This window comes from Corallococcus sp. AB049A, from assembly GCF_003668885.1.
Taxonomy (GTDB): Bacteria; Myxococcota; Myxococcia; order Myxococcales; family Myxococcaceae; genus Corallococcus; species Corallococcus interemptor.
Genome location: NZ_RAWL01000130.1, coordinates 1 through 20,212, shown reverse-complemented (window position 1 = coordinate 20,212; position 20,212 = coordinate 1). Strand labels below are relative to the sequence as shown.

Below are 20,212 nucleotides of genomic sequence, written 5' to 3'. Positions count from 1 at the left end.
CCACCCACCACGATGACCCCGGGCCGCTTCGCCATGGTCCGCCTCCCGTCCAGCGAGCGTGCGGACCCTGGCTTGATAACGCCAAGACGTGCAAGCGAGACTCTGGTTCGGTTGCGGGCATCCGACAGTTACGGCAAAGGTTTTGCCGTGCACGATGCTCCAGGCACACCCACGCGGGCATCCGCCCGCGTGTCCTTTGGAGAGAAAGAGCAGGAGTACCCCCATGTTGATCGTGATGCGCCCCGACGCGACGGCCCAGGACATCGAGCGAGTGAACGATGAGATCCGCCGCCGCGGCTGGCATCCGCACGCGATCCCAGGGGGCTCACGCACCGCCATCGGCATCACCGGCAACCCCGGCGCGGTGGAGCCGGAGCCCTTCCGCGTGCTGCCCGGCGTCGCGGACGCCATCCCCATCTCCCAGCCGTTCAAGCTGGTCAGCCGCGAGGTGAAGGCGGAGGACAGCCAGGTGCGCGTGGGTGACCTCACGCTCGGTGGCGCGGCCATCCACGTCATCGCGGGCCCCTGCTCCGTGGAGTCGCGCGAGCAGATCATCTCCACCGCCCAGGCGGTGAAGAAGGCGGGCGCCACCATGCTGCGCGGCGGCGCGTTCAAGCCCCGCACCAGCCCCTATGAGTTCCAGGGCCTCAAGGGCGACGGCCTGGCGCTGCTGGCGGAGGCGCGCAAGGAGACGGGCCTGCTGGTGACGACGGAGGTGAAGGACACGGCGACGCTGGCCGCCGTCGCGGACCACACCGACATCCTCCAGGTGGGCGCGCGCAACATGCAGAACTTCAGCCTGCTGGAGGCGGTGGGCGAGACGCGCAAGCCCGTGCTGCTCAAGCGCGGCATCAGCGCGACCATCAAGGAGCTCTTGATGGCGGCCGAGTACATCGTCGCGCGCGGCAACACCCAGGTCATCCTCTGCGAGCGGGGCATCCGCACGTTCGAGAACATGACGCGCAACACGCTGGATTTGAACGCGGTGCCCATGCTGAAGGCGCTCACGCACCTGCCGGTGTTCGTGGACCCGTCGCACGGCATCGGCGTGCGCAAGGCCGTCCCCGCGATGATGCGGGCCGCGGTCGCCGCGGGCGCGGATGGCCTCATCGTGGAGGTGCACCCGGATCCGCCGCGCGCGAAGTCGGACGGCTTCCAGTCGCTGGACTTCTCCGAGTTCGAGAAGGCCATGGGCGAGGTGCGTGCCATCGCCGCCGCGATGGGACGCGAAATGGTCAGGCTGGGATAGACCATGACGCTCAAGGAAGCGCTGGGCAGGGTGGTGAGCCGGCGCGACCTCTCCCGCGAGGAGATGGCCTCTGTCATGGGCCAGATGCTCGCGGGCGAGGCATCCGCCGCGCAGGTGGGCGCGCTGGCGGCCGCGCTGCGCATGAAGGGCGAGACCGAGGACGAAATCCTCGGCGCGGCGGAGGCCATGCGGGCCTGCGCGGCGAAGATTGCTCCCCAGGCGGAGGTGGTGCTCGACACCTGCGGTACGGGGGGTGATGGGGCGCACACCTTCAACATCTCCACCGCGGTGGCCTTCGTGGCCGCCGGGGCGGGGGCGACGGTGGCCAAGCACGGCAACCGCGCGGTCTCCAGCCGCTGCGGCAGCGCGGACGTGCTGGCGGCGCTGGGCGTGTCCATGGAGCGGGCGCACGCGCAGGTGGCGCGCGACATCGACGAACACGGGGTGGGCTTCCTCTTCGCGCCCTCGCACCACAGTGCCCTGAGGCACGTGGCGCAGGCGCGCAGGGACCTGGGCTTCCACAGCGTGTTCAACCTGCTGGGGCCGCTGACGAACCCGGCGGGGGCGCGCTACCAGCTGCTGGGCACGTTCGACCGGCAGCGCGTGGAGCAGACCGCGCGGGTGCTGGGGCGGCTGGGCAGCCGGCGCGCCTGGGTGGTGCACGGGCACGACGGGCTGGATGAGATTTCCCCCTGCGCGCCCACGGAGGTCGCGGAGCTGTGCGCGGACGGCACCGTGCGCCGCTTCACCGTGACGCCGGAGGACGCGGGCCTGACGACGGTGGCGCGCGAGTCCATCGCGGGAGGCGACGCGGAGGAGAACGCGAAGCGCCTGCGCGCGCTGCTCGCGGGAGAGCGCGACGGCGTGCGCACGGCGGTGCTGCTCAACGCGGCCGCCGCGCTGCTCATCGTCGGGATGGTGGACACCCTGAAGGAAGGCGTGAAGCGGGCCGAGCACGCCATCGACTCCGGGGCCGCCGAACGCAAGCTCGCGGCGCTCATCCAGAGGGTCGCGGCATGACGACCTCCTCGTCAGCCGCGAAGCCGGTGGACGCGCCGGGCACGCTGGACGTCATCATGGCGCGCAAGCGCCGGGAGCTGGGCACGCGCCCTCACCCCACGCACGGCGCGCATCCCCCGGCGCGGGACTTCGCGCAGGCGCTGGTGCGGCGCGTGCTCGGACATCCGGTCAACGTCATCGCGGAGGTGAAGCGCAAGAGCCCCTCCGGCGGCGCGTTCCCTCACGCGGACGTGGTCGCGGTGGCCCGCTCCTATGAGGCCGCGGGCGCGTGCGCCATCAGCGTGCTCACCGACGGGCCGGACTTCGGCGGCAGCCTGGAGGACCTGGTCGCGGTCCGGGCCGCCGTCTCCATCCCCGTGCTGCGCAAGGACTTCCTCGTCGCCGCCAGCGAGGTGGAGGAGAGCGCGGCCTGGGGCGCGGACGCGGTGCTGCTCATCGCGGATGCGCTCGGGGACTCGGAGCTCCGGGAGATGATCTCCGCCGCGAAGCAGGTGGGCGTGGCCGCGCTCGTGGAGGCCCACACGGAGGCGCACGCCGAACGCGCGCTCGCCGCGGGCGCGAGCATCATCGGCCTCAACAACCGCAACCTCGCCACGCTGAAGACGGACACCGGCACCGCGCTCCGGGTGATGCCCGCGCTGCGCTCCCGGTCCACCGCCCTGGTGGCGGAGAGCGGCCTCAAGAACCTCGCGGACCTCACCGCCGCGCGCGACGCGGGCGCCAACGCCGTGCTCGTGGGCGAATCCCTCCTGCGGGACGCCGACCCCGGCCGCGCCCTGCGACGGCTCTTGGGCCTGGAAGGCGGCGGGACATGAACGTCCTCGTGAAGGTCTGCGGCGTGACGCGCGTCGCGGACGCGAAGGGCGTGTGGGCCGCGGGCGCGGACGCCATGGGGCTCAACTTCCATCCGGCCTCCCCCCGCTTCGTGGAGCTGTCCACGGCCGCGGAGCTGGGCCGCACGCGGCCCCCGCTGGCCGCGATGGTGGGCGTGTTCGTCAACGCGAAGCCGGAGGACATCCGGGTGCGCGTGCGCGAGTGCGGCCTCACCGCCGTGCAGCTCCACGGCGACGAGCCCCCCGAGGCCTGCTCCGGCTACGGCGTGCCCGTCATCAAGGCGCTGCGCGTGCGCGGGCCGGACGACGTGGCGAAGGCCCGGAGCTACGTGGGCGCGGGCGACGTGGCGGGGCTGCTGTTGGACGGCGCGGCCCCGGGCTACGGCGGCGGCGGCGTCACCTTCGACTGGTCGCTGGTGAAGGAGCTGGCGGACTGCGGACTGCCCGTGCTGGTGGCGGGCGGCCTCAAGCCCTCCAACGTGGCCGAGGCCGTGAAGGCCACCCGGCCCTACGGTGTGGACGTGGCCAGCGGGGTGGAGTCCTCCCCTGGCATCAAGGACCTGGACGCGGTGCGCGCCTTCGTGCGCACGGTCCGGTCCCTCAACCTCTGAGGAGTCGAGCCATGACGACGGACACTGCCGTGGGCCGCTTCGGCCGTTACGGCGGACGCTATGTGCCGGAGACCCTGGTCCCGGCGCTGCTGGAGCTGGAAGAGGCCTACGCGAAGGCGCAAGCGGACGCGTCCTTCGGAGAAGAGGTCACGCGCGTGCTGCGTGAGTACGTGGGCCGCCCCACCACGCTGACGCCCGCGCACCGCCTCACGGAGTCCTGGGGCGGCGCGAACGTGTGGCTCAAGCGCGAGGACCTGGCGCACACGGGCGCGCACAAGATCAACAACACCGTGGGCCAGGTGCTGCTCGCCCGGCGCATGGGCAAGAAGCGCATCATCGCGGAGACGGGCGCGGGCCAGCACGGAGTGGCCACCGCCACCGCGTGCGCGCTCTTCGGCCTGCCCTGCGAGGTGTTCATGGGCGCGCTGGACGTGGAGCGCCAGGCGCTCAACGTCTTCCGCATGCGCGCGCTGGGCGCGGTGGTGCGGCCGGTGGAGTCCGGCTCGCGCACGCTCAAGGACGCGATGAACGAAGCCATGCGCGTCTGGGTGTCGCAGGTGCAGGACACCTACTACGTCATCGGCAGCGCGGCGGGCCCGCACCCCTACCCCACCATCGTGCGCGACTTCCAATCCGTCATCGGCCGCGAGATCCGCGCCCAGACGATGGCCACCCTGGGCCGGCTGCCGGACGCCATCATCGCGTGCGTGGGCGGCGGCTCGAACGCCATCGGCGCGCTGCATCCGTTCATCCCGGACACGGCGGTGCGGCTCGTGGGCGTGGAGGCCGCGGGCCACGGCCTGGACTCCGGCCAGCACGGCGCGTCGCTGACGCTGGGCACGGAGGGCGTGCTGCACGGCTCGCGCTCGCTGGTGCTCCAGGACGAGCACGGCCAGATTCAAGAGGCGCACAGCATCTCCGCCGGCCTGGACTACCCGGGCGTGGGGCCGGAGCTGGCGCACCTGGCGAAGACGGGGCGCATGGAGGTGCGCACCGCGACGGACGACGACGCGCTCTCCGCCTTCTACGAGGTCGCGCGCACGGAGGGCATCCTCCCCGCGCTGGAGACATCGCACGCGTTCGCGGCGGCGCGCTCGCTGGCCCGCGACCTGGGCAAGGGCAAGCACCTGGTCATCAACTGCTCGGGCCGGGGCGACAAGGACGTGGCGACCATCTCGGCGCGAGGCGTGCCGCCGGCGACGGGGGTGAATTCATGAGCACGGAACTGGGCAAGGCGTTCGCGAAGGCGAAGGCGCGCGGAGAAGGCGCGCTGGTGGCGTACGCGATGGCGGGCGACCCGGACCTGCCGAAGTCCGTGGACGTGTTCGCCGCGATGGTGGAGGGCGGCGCGGACGTGCTGGAGATTGGCGTGGCGTTCAGCGACCCCATCGCGGACGGCCCCGTCATCCAGGCCGCGTCCGAGCGCGCGCTGAAGGCCGGCGCCACCCTGCGCCGCGTGCTGGACGAAGTCGTCCCGGAGGTGCGCCGCCGCTGCCCGGAGACGCCGCTGGTCATCATGACGTACGTCAACGTCATCATGGCCATGGGTGAGGAGCGCTACGCGAAGCTCGCGCGCGAGCGGGGCATCTCGGGCACCATCCTCCCGGACCTGCCGCCGGAGGAGAGCGCGGGCATCCGCGCCGCGTTCGACAAGGAGGGCGTGGACCTGGTGCCCCTGTGCGCGCCCACGACGCCGCCCGCGCGCGCGGAGGCCATCGCGAAGGACGCGCGAGGCTTCGTCTATTGCGTATCCGTGGCGGGCGTCACCGGCATGCGCGCGGAGCTGCCGCCGGACCTGTCGCAGCGGCTGGACCTGGTGAAGCGCGCCGCGTCCGTGCCGGTGGTGGCGGGCTTCGGCATCTCCAACGCGGACACGGCCCGGCCGCTGGTGGCCCACGCGGACGGCGTCGTGGTGGGCAGCGCGATTGTGAAGGCCGCCCACTCGGACGGCCCGGCCGCCGCGAAGCAGCTCTGCGCGGACATCAAGCGCGGCCTGAAGCGCTAAGGTTCGGCTCCGCGCGCCGGCACGTCGCCGGCGCCAGGAGACCGGACATGCAAAGCCAGCCAACCCTGGGGCCCACCCTCGAAACGCCGCGCCTCATCCTGCGTCCGCCCACCCTCCAGGACCTGGACGGCTTCGTGGCCATGATGGCGGACGAGGAGACCGCGCGTTACATCGGCGGCCTCCAGCCCCGCTCCAACGTGTGGCGCGCCGTCTGCGCCATGGCCGGCTCCTGGGTGCTCCAGGGCTTCGCGATGTTCTCCGTGTTCGAGAAGGCCACCGGCAAGTGGGTGGGCCGGCTGGGCCCCTGGCAGCCCGCGGACTGGCCGGGCCCGGAGGTGGGCTGGGGCCTGTCGCGCGACGCGTGGGGCAAGGGCTACGCGACGGAGGGCGCCGCGGCCACCATCGACTGGGCCTTCGACCACCTCGGGTGGACGGAGGTCATCCACTCCATCTCCCCGCCGAACGAGCCCTCGAAGCAGGTGGCCCGCCGGCTGGGCTCGCGCTTCCTGCGCATGGGAATGCTGCCGGCGCCCTACAACGACCACGAGGTGGAGATCTGGGGCCAGAGCCGAGAGGAGTGGCGGACACGCAAGCGGTAGTACAGATTGGCGCCATGAACACACGCGCGCCCCAGCTGGTCCTCGTCCGTCACGGTGAGACGGAGTGGAGCCGCAGCAGCCAGCACACCGGCCGCACGGACCTCCCGCTGCTGGAGGAGGGCCGTCAGATGGCGGAGCGGCTCCGCGCGCCGCTGGGCAAGTGGCGCTTCGCCGCCGTGTGGACCAGCCCGCTGACGCGCGCCCTGGAGACGTGCGTGCTCGCGGGCTACGGCGACGTGGCGCAGAAGAAGGACGACCTCATGGAGGTCAACTACGGCGACTACGAGGGCCGCACCGGCGCGGACATCCGCACCACGCGCCCGGGCTGGACGCTGTGGAAGGACGGCGTCCCCAACGGCGAGACGCTGGAGGAGGTGGGCGCCCGCGCGGACCGCATCATCGCGGAGGCGCGAGCGCTCCAGGACGACGTGCTCCTCTTCTCGCACGGGCACATGCTGCGCATCCTCGCCGCGCGCTGGCTGGGCCTGCCCCCGGACGGAGGCAGGCTGTTCCACCTGGGCACCGCGTCCCTGAGCGTGCTGGGCTCCGAGGCCGGCGGACAGCAGCCGGTCCTCGTGAGCTGGAACGACACCACGCACCTGAAGGACTGAAGGCCCGCTACAGCTTCCCCTCCAGGAAGTTCTTCACCAGCGACGGGCCCTCCGGCGTCAGCACGCTCTCCGGATGGAACTGCAGGCCCACCACCGGACGCGTGCGGTGGCGCAGCGCCATCACCAGGCCATCCTGGCTCCACGCCGTGGCCTCCAGCTCCGCGGGCATGGAGTCCGCCGCCACCACCAGCGAGTGGTAGCGCGCCGCCTGGAAGCCCTGCCGCACGCCGGTGAAGACGCCGGTGCCCTCATGGCGGATGTGGGCCGCCTTGCCGTGCACCGGCTCCGGCGCGCGCACCACCTGCCCGCCGAACGCCGCGCCAATGGACTGGTGGCCCAGGCACACGCCCAGCACCGGCACGCGCGACTGGGAGATGGCCGCCACGCTCACCCCGGCCTCGTGCGGCGTGCACGGCCCCGGGGACACCACCAGGTGGGACGCCCCCGACGCCGCGATGCCCGCGACGTCCAGCGCGTCGTTGCGCACCACCTTCACCTCCGCGCCCAGCGTGTAGAGCAGCTGCACCAGGTTGAAGGTGAACGAGTCGTAGTTGTCGATGACGAGGATCACCGCCCACCTCCTTCGCGAGCCAGGCGCAGCGCGGCGGCCATGGCGCCCGCCTTCGCCTCCGTCTCGTCCGCTTCCTTCATGGGGTCCGAGTCCGCCACCAGCCCCGCGCCAGCGGTCCACATCGTGCGGTCACCGTCCACGAAGAAGGTGCGCAGCGCGATGGCCACGTCCAGCGTGCCGCAGAAGGACAGGTAGCCCACCGCGCCGGCATAGGGCCCGCGCCGCATGGGCTCCAATTCGTCGATGATCTGCATCGCGCGAATCTTCGGCGCCCCGGACACGGTGCCCGCGGGGAAGGTGCTCGCCAGCGCGTCCAGCGCGTCGAAGCGCGTCGTGTCCAGCTTGCCGCGCACCTGGGACACGATGTGCATCACGTGGCTGTAGCGCTCGATGATCATCAGGTCCTCGATGCGCACCGTGCCCGGCGCGGCCACGCGGCCCACGTCGTTGCGCCCCAGGTCCACCAGCATGATGTGCTCGGCGCGCTCCTTCTCGTCCGCGAGCAGCTCCTTCTCCAGCGCCTGGTCCTCGGCCTCGGAGCCGCCCCGGCGCCGGGTGCCCGCGATGGGCCGCACCACCACGTCCCCGTCGCGCACCTGCACCAGCAGCTCCGGCGACGCGCCCACCAGCGCGCGCGCCTCGCCCAGATCCACCAGGAACAGGTACGGCGAGGGGTTCACCCGCCGCAGCGCCCGGTAGAGAGATAGCGGCGGGATGGCGCCCTGCGCCTCGAACCTGCGCGCGAGCACCGCCTGGAAGCAGTCGCCCGCGCGCACGTACTCCTTCACCTTGTCCACCGCGCGCGCGTAGCCCTCGCGGTCCCAGCACGCGACGGGGGCCGGCGCGTTCTTCTGCGCGGGGGCGGCCGCGTAGGCCTCCGGCGGCAGCGGCCGGCGCAGCCGCTCCGCCATTCCTTCCGCGCGCGCCTCCGCGTCCTTCAGCGCCGCCGCGACGCTGCCGTGCAGCGCGGGCCGGGCAATCGCGATGGCCTTGAGCGTCTGGGTGCGCGTGTCGTGGGTGACGAAGTCCTCCGCGATGAGCCACTCGGAGTCCGGGAAGCCCGTGTCACGCGGGTGGCGGTCCGGCACGCTCGGCTCGAACCACGACGTGGCGTTGTAGCCCAGGTAGCCCACGAGCCCGCCCAGGAAGGGCGCCTCGCCCGGCAGCGTCGCCACGGACAGCTCACGCCACAGCGTGCGCAGCACGTCCAGCGGCCGGCCCTCGCGCCGCTCCTCGTGCGAGCCACGCCACAACGTGAGCCCGTCCCGGTCCAGCCGCACGCGGCCCGCCGGGTTCACGCCCACGTGGCTGTAGCGCCCGAAGCGCTCGCCGCCGTAGCACGACTCGAGGATGAAGCCGCGGCTTCCGCCGCCCAGCTTCAGGTATGCCGACAGCGGCGTGTCCAGGTCCGCCGGCAACTCCACCGTCACCGGCACCGCCTGTCCCGCCTCCGCGCGCTGCCGGTAGGCTGCCTTCCGCTCCTGCGCATCCATGGTCGATTGCCCTGACCCCTCTTCCATCACCCGGAGGGGCGCCCGGGTGCCCGGCCTTCCGGGCCCTGCACCTACGGCTTCGCGACGGGTTTCGCCTGGGCGAACACGCCGTCCTTCCACTGATAGACCTCGCGCTCCGTAACCTTCCGCGGCTTGCCTTCTTCCTCTTCCTCGACACTGGTGCGCACCACCAGCGCCCGCTTCGCGGCTGGCTGGAAGGAGACCGTGAACGTGCTCTCGTTCGGAGGGTCCATCAGCCCGCCCAGCTCCAGCGCCAGCTTCGCCTTGCCCAGCACGCCCGGCTTCCCATTGGTTCCGGTGTAGCTCACATAGGACGTGACGAAGTCGCCACAGCGCTCCGGCGCGGAGTCCAGCTGAAGCAGCGTCACGCCCGCCTGCGACGCGGGGACCAGCGTCACCGTCACCGGCCCGCCCCTCCCGCCGCCGTAGTCCGTGGACGCCACCGCCACGTCCACGCTGCTCACCCGGCGCGGCGGCTTCACGTTCGGCTCCAGCACGCGCACGCGCGCCTTGAACTCGTTGCTCATCACCACCGTGGCCACTTCCAGCTCGCCGTCCCCGTCCAGGTCGGCCTCGAAGCGGAACGGCGTGAGCGTGTTGCCGAAGACCCAACCGGTGACAGGCGCGGCCTTCGCGTCCACGACGGACACCTGGTACCAGGTGTTGATGTACTCTCCGACCTTCGCGCGAGCCCCCACCTTCAGCACCTTCACGGGCGTGCCCAGCATCAGCGTCTGCACCACGCCCGCGTCCGCCGCCGCGCTCGCGCGCAGGTTCGCCTCGTCCACGCCAAGGTAGAGCGTCTGGCCCGCCGTGAAGGCGGTGAACGAAAAGCCTTCCGGATCCGGCGCGCTCTCCTCCGTCAGCGGGGAGCTGTATTCGAGCACCGCGTCCGGAGCCGGGGTGGACTGCGCCAGGGTGAGGGACAGGAGGAGCGCGGGCGTCAGCATCACGAAAGGGTCCGGAAGTGGAGGTTGCCGGGTTTATCCCCCGTCCACGCCCACCATCCAAGGGGCCCTCCGGTCCCTGGCTTCGTCGTTTGGATCGCAAGCAGGGCCCGCACGGACGCCCGCCCCCTTGTCAGCGGAGCGCCGGGGGAGGCTGGGCCGTGGGTGGCCCCTGTCCCAAGGCCTCGTTACCTCTAGGGAACCGTGGCCACCGCGACCCACCAGGAACGAACGCCGCTGGTTTCCGTGACGCCACAGGGGCTGTACTGCCAGGCGGGGAACTTCCACATCGACCCGTGGCGTCCGGTGGAACGGGCGCTCGTCACGCACGCGCACGGCGACCACGCCCGGAGCGGCAGCAAGCGCTACCTGGGAGCACGCCCCGGATTGGGTCTGCTCCAGCGCCGGCTGGGCGCGGACGCGGTCATCGACACGCTGGAGTACGGCGAGCCGCTGAAGGTCGGCGACACCACCGTGAGCTTCCACCCCGCGGGCCACGTGCTGGGCAGCGCGCAGATCCGCGTCGAGCACCGGGGCGAGGTCTGGGTCATCTCCGGCGACTACAAGCGCACGCCGGACCCCACGTGCGCGCCCTTCGAAGTGGTGCGCTGCCACACCTTCATCACGGAGGCGACGTTCGGGCTGCCCATCTACCGCTGGGATGACACGGGCCTCGTGGCCCAGGACATCCTGCGCTGGTGGGACGCGAACCGCGAGGCGGGCCGCTCCGCGGTGCTCTTCTGCTACGCGCTGGGCAAGGCGCAGCGCCTGTTGGCGGAGCTGGGCAAGCTCACGGACCGGCCGGCCTACGTGCACGGCGCGGTGAACGGGCTCGTCACCGCGTACCGCGAGGCGGGCATCGCCATGCTGCCCACGCAGCTGGTGTCGGAGACGGAGAAGGGCACGTCCTTCGCGGGCGCACTGGTGCTGGCGCCGCCGAGCGCGGCCGGATCCACGTGGATGCGCCGCTTCGGCGAAGCGGAGACGGGCTTCGCGTCCGGGTGGATGCGCGTGCGAGGCAACCGCCGCCGCCGGGGCTACGACCGGGGCTTCGTGCTCTCCGACCACGCGGACTGGCCGGACCTGCTGCGCACGGTGGCGGACACGCAGGCGGAGAAGGTGCTCGTCACGCACGGCTACACCGACCCGCTGTCTCACTACCTGCGGGAGCGGGGCGTGGATGCCTCGCCGCTCGCGACGCCCTTCGAAGGCGAAGCGGAGGACTGACGCGTGCGAGCCCTGGCCGACCTGTACGACACGCTCGACCAGACGACCTCCACCAACGCGAAGGTGGAGGCGATGGCGCGCTACTTCCGCACGGCGCCACCGGAGGACGCCGCCTGGGGCCTGTTCTTCCTCACGGGTCAGAAGCTCAAGCGGCTGCTCACGTCGAAGCTGCTGGCGGGCTGGACGATGGAGCTGACGGGCGTCCCGGACTGGCTCTTCGACGAGGTCTACGCATCGGTGGGAGACCTGGCGGAGGTGATTGCCCTCTTGCTCGACGGAGCGAACCTCCCGCCCGAGCACGCCGAGGAGCTGCCCCTCTCCCGCTGGCTGGAAGAGCGCCTCTTGCCCCTGCGAGGCCTGGACGCGGCGGAGCAGCGCGAGCGCGTGGTGGGCTGGTGGAAGTCCATGCCCCGCCGCGAGCTCTTCCTCCTCAACAAGATGCTCACAGGCGAATTGCGAGTGGGCGTGTCCAACACGCTGGTGGTGCGAGCCATCGCGCAGGTCACGGGCCTGCCGCCGCCCAGCGTGGCGCACCGGCTGATGGGCACCTGGACGCCGACGAAGGCGTTCTTCGAACAGCTCGTCGCACCGGACGTGTCGGACGGGCACGTGTCGCGCCCGTATCCCTACTACCTCGCGTCGCCATTGGAGCAGCCCGCGGAGTCGCTGGGAGAGCTGAGTGACTGGCTCGTCGAATGGAAGTGGGACGGCATCCGGGGCCAGCTCATCCGCCGCCAGGGCGATGTCTTTCTTTGGAGCCGTGGTGAAGAGCTGCTCACCGAACGCTTCCCTGAAATCACCGAGGCCTCCCGAGCCCTGCCCGAAGGCACGGTGCTCGACGGCGAGGTGATGGCCTACGAGGACGGCACGCCCCTGCCCTTCGCCCGGCTCCAGCGCCGCATTGGCAGACAGAAGCTCACGCCCAAGGTGCTCGCGGAGTCCCCAGCGGCATTCATCGTCTACGACCTGCTGGAGCAGGACGGGAAGGACCTGCGCGAGCTGCCCCTGCGCGAGCGCCGGGCAAGACTCGAGGCCCTGCTCAAGGACCACCCACGCTTCCCCATCTCGCCCTCGGTGACGGCGGAGTCGTGGGAAGAACTGGCGGAACTGCGCAAGGAGTCGCGCACGCGCAATGTGGAAGGCCTGATGCTCAAGCGCCTCGACTCCGTCTACCAGACGGGCCGCAAGCGCGGTGACTGGTGGAAGTGGAAGATCGACCCGTACACGGTGGACGCGGTGCTGCTCTACGCGCACCCGGGCCATGGCCGGCGCTCGTCGCTCTACACGGATTACACCTTCGCGGTGTGGAACGGAGAGGACCTGCTGCCGGTGACCAAGGCCTACTCGGGCCTCACCGACGAGGAGATTGGCCGGCTGGACCGGTGGATCCGCGCCCACACGCGGGAGAAGTTCGGCCCGGTGCGCTCGGTGGATCCGGAGCAGGTGTTTGAGCTGCACTTCGAAGCCATCGCCCCGTCGCCGCGCCACAAGTCGGGCATCGCCCTGCGCTTCCCGCGCATCGCCCGCTGGCGCGCGGACAAGACGGCGAAGGACGCGGACACGCTCGATTCACTCAAGGGGCTGCTCCATGCAGCCCACTAGACCGCGCCGCAATCACATGCGCGGCAAGCACGCGCCGGAGAAGCAGGGGGAAGCCCCCAGGAAGACCCGAGCGAAGCGGCCCGCGCCCCGAAGCCCATCCCCATACAAAGGCGCGCCCCTGGCGCAACTGCGCCAATGGTTCGCATCCAGGAACTGGAGACCCTACGCCTTCCAGGAGGAGGCCTGGGCCGCCTACGCACGAGGAGCCAGCGGCCTCATCCACGTGCCCACCGGCGCGGGAAAAACCTACGCGGCCTACATCGGTCCGCTGGCGGACGCGGCGGAGCACAACGAGAAGGGCCTCCAAATCCTCTACCTCACGCCGCTGCGAGCCGTGTCGCGTGACGTGGAGCAGGCCCTGCGTGAACCACTGATGGCCCTGGACGCGGACCTGGAGGTGGAGAGCCGCACGGGCGACACGTCCTCCTCCGTGCGTCAAAGACAGCGCGAACGCCTGCCGCAGGTCCTCATCACCACGCCGGAATCGCTGTCACTCCTCCTGACGCAGGAGCAGGCCGCGGAGAACTTCGCCTCGCTGCGCGCCGTCATCGTGGACGAATGGCACGAACTGCTCGCCTCCAAGCGGGGAACCCAGGTGGAGCTGGCCCTGGCCCGCCTGCGCCACTTCGCGCCAGGCCTGCGCATCTGGGCGCTGTCCGCCACGCTCGCCAACCTGGACGAAGCCGCGCGCACCGTCGTCGGCACGGACCGCAAGCCCACGCTGGTGAGCGCGGACCTCCAGCGCCCGGTGGACGTGGAGACGCTGCTGCCGGAAGAAGTCGACACCTTCCCGTGGGCCGGGCACCTGGGCTTCTCCATGCTGCCGCGCGTGGCGGAGTGGCTGGACCCCACGCAGTCCACGCTGCTCTTCACCAACACGCGTTCACAAGCAGAGCGCTGGTTCGAAGGCCTGCGCTTCCTGCGCCCGGAATGGGAGCACCTGCTCGCGCTGCACCACGGCTCCATCGACCGGGAGGAGCGCGAGCGCGTGGAGGGAGGCCTCAAGGACGGAAGCCTGCGCCTCGTCGTGTGCACGTCCTCGCTGGACCTGGGCGTGGACTTCGGCCCGGTGGAGCGCGTCATCCAGATAGGCAGTCCCAAGGGCATCGGCCGCACCCTCCAGCGCGCGGGCCGCAGCGCGCACCGCCCCGGCGCCACGTGCCGCATCCTCTTCGTCCCCACGCACGCGCTCGAACTGGTGGAGATGGCCGCCGCCCGCGACGCCATCGCGCAGCGCGAGGTGGAGCCGCGCACGCCGCTGTCCAAGCCGCTCGACGTGCTGGCCCAGCACCTGGTGACGTGCGCGCTGGGAGGAGGCTTCACCCGCGAGGCCCTGCGCGACGAGGTCCGCACCGCCACGAGCTACGCGTCCCTCACCGACGAGGAGTTCGACTGGGCCCTCGCCCTGGTGCGCGAAGGCGGCCCCACGCTGCGCGCCTACCCGGAGTTCCGCCGCGTCGTGGAGGTGGACGGCCGCTTCCGCGTGCCCGACGCGCGCCTCGCCCGGCTGCACCGGCTCAACATCGGCACCATCACCTCGGACGCGTCCGTGCAGCTGCGCTACTGGAGCGGCGGCACGCTGGGCACGGTGGAGGAGTCCTACGTCAGCCGCCTCAAGCCCGGGGACACCTTCCTCTTCGCGGGGCGCCGTCTGGAGTTCAGCCGCTTCAAGGACATGACGGCCTACGTGAAGCCCGCGAAGGCCAAGGCCACCCAGACGCCGCGCTGGGGTGGCAGCCGCCTGCCCCTGTCCACCTCGCTCGCGTCCGCGATGCGCCGCACGCTGGAGTCCGCGCGCCAGGGCGACGTCACCCGGGACGAGGTCGCCGCCGCGTGGCCCATCCTCGATGCCCAGGCCCGCCTGTCGCGCATCCCCGGCGACGCAGGCTGTCTGGCGGAGACCTGCCGCACGCGGGACGGCTACCATCTCTTCCTCTATCCCTTCGAAGGAAGGCTCGTGCACGAGGGCCTGGCCGCGCTCCTCGCCCTGCGCCTCACGCGCCTGCAGAAGGCCACCTTCAGCCTGTCCGTGAACGACTACGGCCTGGAGCTGCTCACCCCCACGCCCTTCCCCTTCGACGAGGCCCTGCGCCCGGCCCTCTTCACCCGCGAGCACCTGGTGGAGGACATCCTGGAGAGCGTGAACCTGAGCGAGCTCGCGCGCCGGCAGTTCCGGGACATCGCGCGCGTGGCCGGCCTCGTGATGCCGGGCCTGCCCGGGGCGCGCAAATCCACCCGCCAGGTCCAGGCCAGCGCCGCCCTCCTCTATGACGTCTTCGTGAAGTACGACCCGGACAACCTCCTGTTGCGCCAGGCGCGCCGCGAGGTCCTGGAACATCAGTTCGAACAGGGCCGGCTCACGCGCACCCTGGAACGCCTGGAGGCGCACCCCGTCGAGGTCGTCCACGTCCACCGGCCCTCGCCGCTGGGGTTCCCCCTGGTCGTCGAGCGCATCAGCGCGAGCGTGTCCAACGAATCCCTGCTGGAGCGCGTGCAGCGCCTCAAGGAGCGATGGTCCCAGGCCGATGCCAGACCCGCGTAGCGGACGCGGACGTGGAGCTGCTACCGGAACGGGCCTTGCACTGGCCCGAGGCCGGCGTGCTCGCGGTGGCCGACCTGCACTGGGGCAAGACGGAGTCCTTCCAGCAGCACGGCATCCCCCTCCCCCTGGGGGTCCTGGATGACGACCTGACCCGGCTCTCCGCCGCCCTCACCGCCACCGGCGCCCGGCGCCTGCTGTTGGTGGGGGACCTGGTCCACTCGCGGCAGGGGCTCACCGGCGACGTCATCAGCCGCGTGAATACCTGGCGCGAAACCCATGCTTCACTAGAAGTCGTGCTGATACGCGGCAACCACGATCGCCACGTGCGGACCCTTCCGCCCTCCTGGAGGATGGAGGATCGCGCGGAGGTCTTGGATGAAGGCCCGTTCCGCTTCGCCCACCACCCGGAGCCGGCCGCCGGGCGCTACGTCTGGGCCGGGCACCTGCACCCCATGGTGCGGCTGTCGGGCGGGGCGGACCGGCTGCGGCTGCCCTGCTTCCACCTGGGCCCTGGCGTGGGCGTGCTGCCCGCGTTCAGCGCCTTCACCGGCGGTATGGACATGCGCCGGGGCAGGAAGGACCGAGTCTACGCCGTCGCCGGCACCGCCGTGGTGGAGGTCTAGCACTATCAGTAGCCCCGCTTCATGCGTGGCGCGCACCGTCGCACCCTGTAGCGCGCCACCTGAAAGGGATTGATCCCCAGAGGGAAGAGGCCCCTCGCGCAAAGCTCCCTTCCGATCGCCAGAAGCGGGATTCATCACCGCTCGCGGACAACTTGTCGCAACCGCCCCGGAAGGTGCTAAGCGCTCCTTATTCCCACTCCCCACAGAATGGTTGACACTGCCGTGCTCATGAATGATGGTCCCGCGCCGCATTGGGTCGGGAAGTTCATGAGGGACCCGCGCCCACGGCACCATCCTAGAGGTTCGTTGGACGTGACTGCCTTGCCGTCTGAGCGCCAGGAGCCACCGCCCGCCCGGTCCACCGGGACCGGGACGGCCCCGCTGACTTCCGCGCCGGACGGTTTTCCTGCGTCCACCCCTGCTTTCATGTCGCCTTCAGTCCCCTTGCCCCTGGTCCTGGTATGAGCGGCCCTCTCTTCCCACGCTGGACGAATACGGTGTCGCGCCTGTCGGCCGCGATGCTCCTCGCCGTGCCCGCCATCGCCATCGGCGGCCTCCTGGCCTACGTGCGCTCGCCGCTCGTGACCAATCAGGCCCGCCCGGTGGAACAGCCCATCGAGTTCGACCACCGGCACCACGCCGGTGACGAGCAGATCGACTGTCGCTACTGCCACTGGACGGTGGAGAAGTCCCCGTCGGCGGGCATCCCCTCCACCACCGTGTGCATGTCCTGCCACGCGCAGGTGTGGAACAAGAGCCCGTACCTCACCGAGGTCCGCAAGGCGTTCTTCGCTGACCAGCCCATCCCCTGGGTCCGCGTCCACAACCTGCCGGACTTCGTCTACTTCAACCACTCCATCCACGTGGGCAAGGGCGTCGGCTGCGCCACCTGCCACGGTCGCGTGGACCAGATGGGCGCCATCGAGCAGGCCGCCCCGCTGACGATGAGCTGGTGCCTGGATTGCCACCGCGACCCCGGCCCCAACCTCCGGCCCCCGGAGTTCATCACCAGCATGACCTGGGCGCCTCCGACGGAGAAGGCGGAAGCCTCGGCCCTCGCCGAGAAGCTCACCAAGGAATACGACGTTCACTCGCGCACGAGCTGCTCCACATGCCACCGATGAACACCAAGCCTGACAGCGCGCCCGCGCAGGAAACCCCCTCGTCCTTCGCGCTCCCGGTCGTCTCGGGCCGCAACGAGGCCGCCCCCCACGCGCACGCCCACGACGACGTCGTGACCGAAGCGCTCGATCACGCCTCCACCCGCGCTGTCGCGGGTGAGAGCGGGTACGGCAAGACGTACTGGCTCGGCCTGGAGGAGAAGCTCGCCACGCCGGAGTTCCTGGAGGAGACCCGCCCGGAGTTCCCCGTCGGCGCGGACCTTCCCCCCACCGGCTTCGCCCGCCGCGAGTTCATGCAGCTCTTGGGCGCGTCGCTCGCCCTGGCCGGCGCCACCGCGTGCAGCACCCGTCCGCAGGATGAGCGGATGGTGGCGTACACGAAGACGCCGCCGGAAGTGACCCCCGGCAACCCCCTGCACTACGCGTCCGGCATGACGCTCGGAGGCCACACCTCCGGCCTGCTGATCACCGCGCGCGAAGGCCGCCCGGTGAAGATCGAAGGCAACCCCCAGCACCCCATCAACCAGGGCGCTGCCGGCGTCTTCGAGCAGGCGTTCCTGCTCTCGCTCTATGACCCGCAGCGCGCCCGCGTGCTGCGCCAGGGCAACAACCCCCGCTCGCTGCGCGCGCTGGCCGAGGACGTCTCCACCCTCGTCAGCCAGAAGGCCGCGGCGGACGGAGGCAGCCGCCTGCGCTTCCTCACGGAGCCCATCAGCTCCCCGACGCTGCGCGACGTGGTGGGCCGCATCCAGAAGAAGCTGCCCAACGCGCGCTTCCACACGTTCTCGTCCATCACGGACTCCGCCGCCGCCGAGGCGAACCGCGCCCTGTTCGGCCAGCCGGTCCAGGCCCTCTACGACCTGACCCGCGCGGACATCATCGTCTCCCTGGACGCGGACTTCCTGGAGAGCCGCCCGGAGAACCTGGCCCTCAACCGCCAGTTCGCGGACCGCCGCGACCCGAAGAACGGCGAGCTCAACCGCCTGTACGTGGCCGAGCCCCGCATGTCCATCACGGGCGGCATGGCGGACCACCGCAAGCGCGTGAAGTCCGCGGAGATCTTCGGCATCGCCGCCGCGCTGGCGCAGGCCGTGGGTGGCGCCGCCGCCAGCCTGGGCTCCGCCGCCTCCGGCAAGGCCGGCTCGCTGAGCCCGGAGACCCAGTCGTGGGTGCAGGCCGTGGCCCAGGACCTCAAGTCCAAGGCCGGCCGCTCCGTGGTCATCGCCGGTGAGCGTCAGCCCGCCGCCGTGCACGCGCTGGCGCAGGCCATCAACGCCGCGCTGGGCAACGTGGGCACCACCGTGAAGGTCGTCCCGGCCGCCGCGCCGGAGGCCTCCGGCCTGGCGGAGATCCGCGCGCTGGTCGCGGACATCCAGGCCGGCAAGGTGGACACGCTGGTCATCACCGCCACCAACCCCGTCTACGCCCTGCCGGTGGACGCGGGCCTGGCGGAGGCGCTGGACCCCAAGCTGAACGCCAACCGCAAGGCGCTGTCCGTCCTGTACGCGGGCCACTACGAGGACGAGACCTCCAAGTTCGCCGACTGGTTCGTGCCCCTGGCGCACCAGCTGGAGACCTGGAGCGACGGCCGCGCGGTGGACGGCACCGTCAGCATCGCGCAGCCCCTCATCCAGCCGCTCTTCAACGGCGTGCCGGAGATGGAGCTGTTCGCGCTGTTCCTCGACGAGCCCTTCCGCCCCGCGTACCAGATGGTGCGTGACTACTGGGCCGCGCAGGGTGGCGAGGCCGGCCGCGCCGACTTCGAGACCCGCTGGGAGACCTGGGTCTCCGAGGGCGTCGTCCCCGGCAGCATCGCCGCCGCGCTGACGGCCACCCCGGACACGGGCGCCGCCTCGCAGCTGGTCGCCGCCTATCAGCCGCCCGCGGCCGGTGAGCTGGAGATCAACTTCGTCCACGACTACCGCGTGCTGGACGGCCGCTTCGCCAACAACGCGTGGCTCCAGGAGACGCCGGACCCCATCACGAAGATCGTCTGGGAGAACGCCGCCATCCTGAGCCCCGCCACCGCCAAGCGGCTGGGCCTGGAGAACAACCACGTCGCGGAGCTGGAGTACGGCGGCCGCAAGCTGCAGGTCCCCGTCACCATCCTCCCCGGCAACGCGGACGACACCGTCACCGTGGCGCTGGGCTACGGCCGCACCGGCCTGCACGAGGTCGTGGCCAAGGACATCGGCTTCAACGCCAACCAGCTGCGCAGCGTGAACGCCCCCTGGTTCGACGGCGGCGCCAAGCTGACCAAGGTCCGCGGCAGCCACAAGTTCGCCCGCACCCAGTACCACTGGCGCATGGAGGGCCGCCCGCTGGCGCTCGACATGGCCATCAGTGAGCTCAAGCACCCGTCCAAGGCCACCGAGCACGTGCTCGAGGTCGTCCAGGCGAAGTACGAGCTGGGTAAGCGCAACAACCTGCCGGACTTCCCGTACGCCACCAAGCCGGAAGAGGGCTACAAGTGGGGCATGTCCATCGACCTGTCGCGCTGCACGGGCTGCAACGCGTGCGTCGTGGCGTGCCAGGCGGAGAACAACATCCCCGTCGTCGGCAAGGAGCAGGTGGGCCGCGGCCGTGAGATGAACTGGCTGCGCATCGACCGCTACTTCCAGGGCGATGAGAACGACCCCGCCATGGTCATGCAGCCCGTCGCGTGCGTGCACTGCGAGAAGGCCCCCTGCGAGTACGTCTGCCCGGTGAACGCCACCGTGCACTCGGACGAGGGCCTCAACGACATGGTGTACAACCGCTGCATCGGCACGCGGTACTGCTCCAACAACTGCCCGTACAAGGTCCGCCGCTTCAACTACCTGCACTACACGCAGGGCAAGACGCCGACCGAGAAGATGCTGATGAACCCGGACGTCACGGTGCGCAACCGCGGCGTCATGGAGAAGTGCACCTACTGCGTGCAGCGCATCGAGCGGGTCCGCATCAACGCCCGCGTCGAGAAGCGCCTCATCCAGGAGAAGGAGCTCCAGACGGCGTGCCAGCAGACCTGCCCCACGCAGGCCATTGCCTTCGGCTCGCTGGCGGACCCCGCTCAGCGCGTCACCCAGCTCCACGAGGACGAGCGTGCCTACCGGCTGCTGCACGAGCTGGGCACCCGCCCCCGCACCGCCCACCTC

General features: G+C 71.2%; 17 protein-coding genes. 14 read left to right on the top strand and 3 right to left on the bottom strand.

Going from position 1 to position 20,212, the window contains the following annotated elements; all coding sequences use genetic code 11:
* Positions 1–223 precede the first annotated feature (223 nt).
* The 8 genes from aroF to D7X55_RS16355 are packed head-to-tail and all read left to right on the top strand — an operon-like array spanning position 224 to position 6,928.
* Positions 224–1,249, top strand: a complete 1,026-nt coding sequence (gene aroF, locus D7X55_RS16390; RefSeq protein WP_121723520.1) for a 3-deoxy-7-phosphoheptulonate synthase — start codon at positions 224–226, stop codon at positions 1,247–1,249.
* 3 nt (positions 1,250–1,252) lie between these two features.
* Positions 1,253–2,269 carry an anthranilate phosphoribosyltransferase gene (gene trpD, locus D7X55_RS16385; RefSeq protein WP_121723519.1) on the top strand — a complete coding sequence of 339 codons (1,017 nt, stop codon included), beginning with the start codon at positions 1,253–1,255 and terminating at the stop codon, positions 2,267–2,269.
* On the top strand, positions 2,266–3,084 hold the full coding sequence (locus D7X55_RS16380) for an indole-3-glycerol phosphate synthase TrpC (protein WP_199746983.1): 819 nt from the start codon (positions 2,266–2,268) through the stop codon (positions 3,082–3,084). The genes trpD and D7X55_RS16380 overlap by 4 nt, the downstream gene beginning before the upstream one ends.
* Positions 3,081–3,713, top strand: a complete 633-nt coding sequence (locus D7X55_RS16375) for a phosphoribosylanthranilate isomerase (RefSeq protein WP_120551246.1) — start codon at positions 3,081–3,083, stop codon at positions 3,711–3,713. Before D7X55_RS16380 ends, D7X55_RS16375 begins: the two co-directional genes overlap by 4 nt.
* A gap of 11 nt (positions 3,714–3,724) precedes the next feature.
* Positions 3,725–4,930: a tryptophan synthase subunit beta gene (gene trpB, locus D7X55_RS16370; protein WP_121723518.1), complete on the top strand. Its 1,206-nt coding sequence runs from the start codon at positions 3,725–3,727 to the stop codon at positions 4,928–4,930.
* Positions 4,927–5,718 (top strand): tryptophan synthase subunit alpha, encoded by a 792-nt coding sequence (trpA, locus tag D7X55_RS16365; protein WP_120551248.1) that lies wholly within the window; start codon positions 4,927–4,929, stop codon positions 5,716–5,718. The genes trpB and trpA overlap by 4 nt, the downstream gene beginning before the upstream one ends.
* Before the next feature lie 47 nt (positions 5,719–5,765).
* Complete coding sequence (locus D7X55_RS16360) at positions 5,766–6,317, top strand: GNAT family N-acetyltransferase (RefSeq protein WP_120551249.1); 552 nt, start codon at positions 5,766–5,768, stop codon at positions 6,315–6,317.
* 14 nt (positions 6,318–6,331) lie between these two features.
* Positions 6,332–6,928 carry a histidine phosphatase family protein gene (locus D7X55_RS16355; protein ID WP_121723517.1) on the top strand — a complete coding sequence of 199 codons (597 nt, stop codon included), beginning with the start codon at positions 6,332–6,334 and terminating at the stop codon, positions 6,926–6,928.
* 7 nt (positions 6,929–6,935) lie between these two features.
* Here the strand turns inward: D7X55_RS16355 and D7X55_RS16350 are convergent, their stop codons facing one another.
* From D7X55_RS16350 to D7X55_RS16340, 3 genes are all read right to left on the bottom strand, one after another.
* Positions 6,936–7,499, bottom strand: coding sequence for an aminodeoxychorismate/anthranilate synthase component II (locus D7X55_RS16350; RefSeq protein WP_120551251.1), 564 nt, complete (start codon positions 7,497–7,499; stop codon positions 6,936–6,938).
* Positions 7,496–8,992: an anthranilate synthase component I family protein gene (locus D7X55_RS16345; RefSeq protein WP_120551252.1), complete on the bottom strand. Its 1,497-nt coding sequence runs from the start codon at positions 8,990–8,992 to the stop codon at positions 7,496–7,498. Before D7X55_RS16345 ends, D7X55_RS16350 begins: the two co-directional genes overlap by 4 nt.
* Before the next feature lie 71 nt (positions 8,993–9,063).
* Complete coding sequence (locus tag D7X55_RS16340) at positions 9,064–9,963, bottom strand: SH3 domain-containing protein (RefSeq protein WP_121723516.1); 900 nt, start codon at positions 9,961–9,963, stop codon at positions 9,064–9,066.
* Between the two features lie 201 nt (positions 9,964–10,164).
* Here D7X55_RS16340 and D7X55_RS16335 point away from each other — a divergent pair, with 201 nt between their 5' ends.
* The 6 genes from D7X55_RS16335 to D7X55_RS16310 form a co-directional block, all read left to right on the top strand.
* Entirely contained in the window at positions 10,165–11,187 is a 1,023-nt protein-coding gene (locus tag D7X55_RS16335; protein ID WP_121723515.1) for a ligase-associated DNA damage response exonuclease, read from the top strand.
* A gap of 3 nt (positions 11,188–11,190) precedes the next feature.
* Positions 11,191–12,789, top strand: a complete 1,599-nt coding sequence (locus D7X55_RS16330) for an ATP-dependent DNA ligase (protein ID WP_120551255.1) — start codon at positions 11,191–11,193, stop codon at positions 12,787–12,789.
* Entirely contained in the window at positions 12,776–15,331 is a 2,556-nt protein-coding gene (locus D7X55_RS16325; protein WP_121723514.1) for a ligase-associated DNA damage response DEXH box helicase, read from the top strand. The genes D7X55_RS16330 and D7X55_RS16325 overlap by 14 nt, the downstream gene beginning before the upstream one ends.
* The gene (gene pdeM / locus D7X55_RS16320; protein WP_121723513.1) at positions 15,301–15,954 is read left to right on the top strand and encodes a ligase-associated DNA damage response endonuclease PdeM; all 654 of its coding nucleotides are present in this window, start codon (positions 15,301–15,303) and stop codon (positions 15,952–15,954) included. Before D7X55_RS16325 ends, pdeM begins: the two co-directional genes overlap by 31 nt.
* A gap of 461 nt (positions 15,955–16,415) precedes the next feature.
* Entirely contained in the window at positions 16,416–17,078 is a 663-nt protein-coding gene (locus D7X55_RS16315; RefSeq protein WP_120551258.1) for a cytochrome c3 family protein, read from the top strand.
* Positions 17,075–20,212, top strand: a 3,138-nt coding sequence (locus tag D7X55_RS16310) for a TAT-variant-translocated molybdopterin oxidoreductase (RefSeq protein ID WP_121723521.1), incomplete at its 3' end; no start/stop codon positions are given. The genes D7X55_RS16315 and D7X55_RS16310, both read left to right, overlap by 4 nt.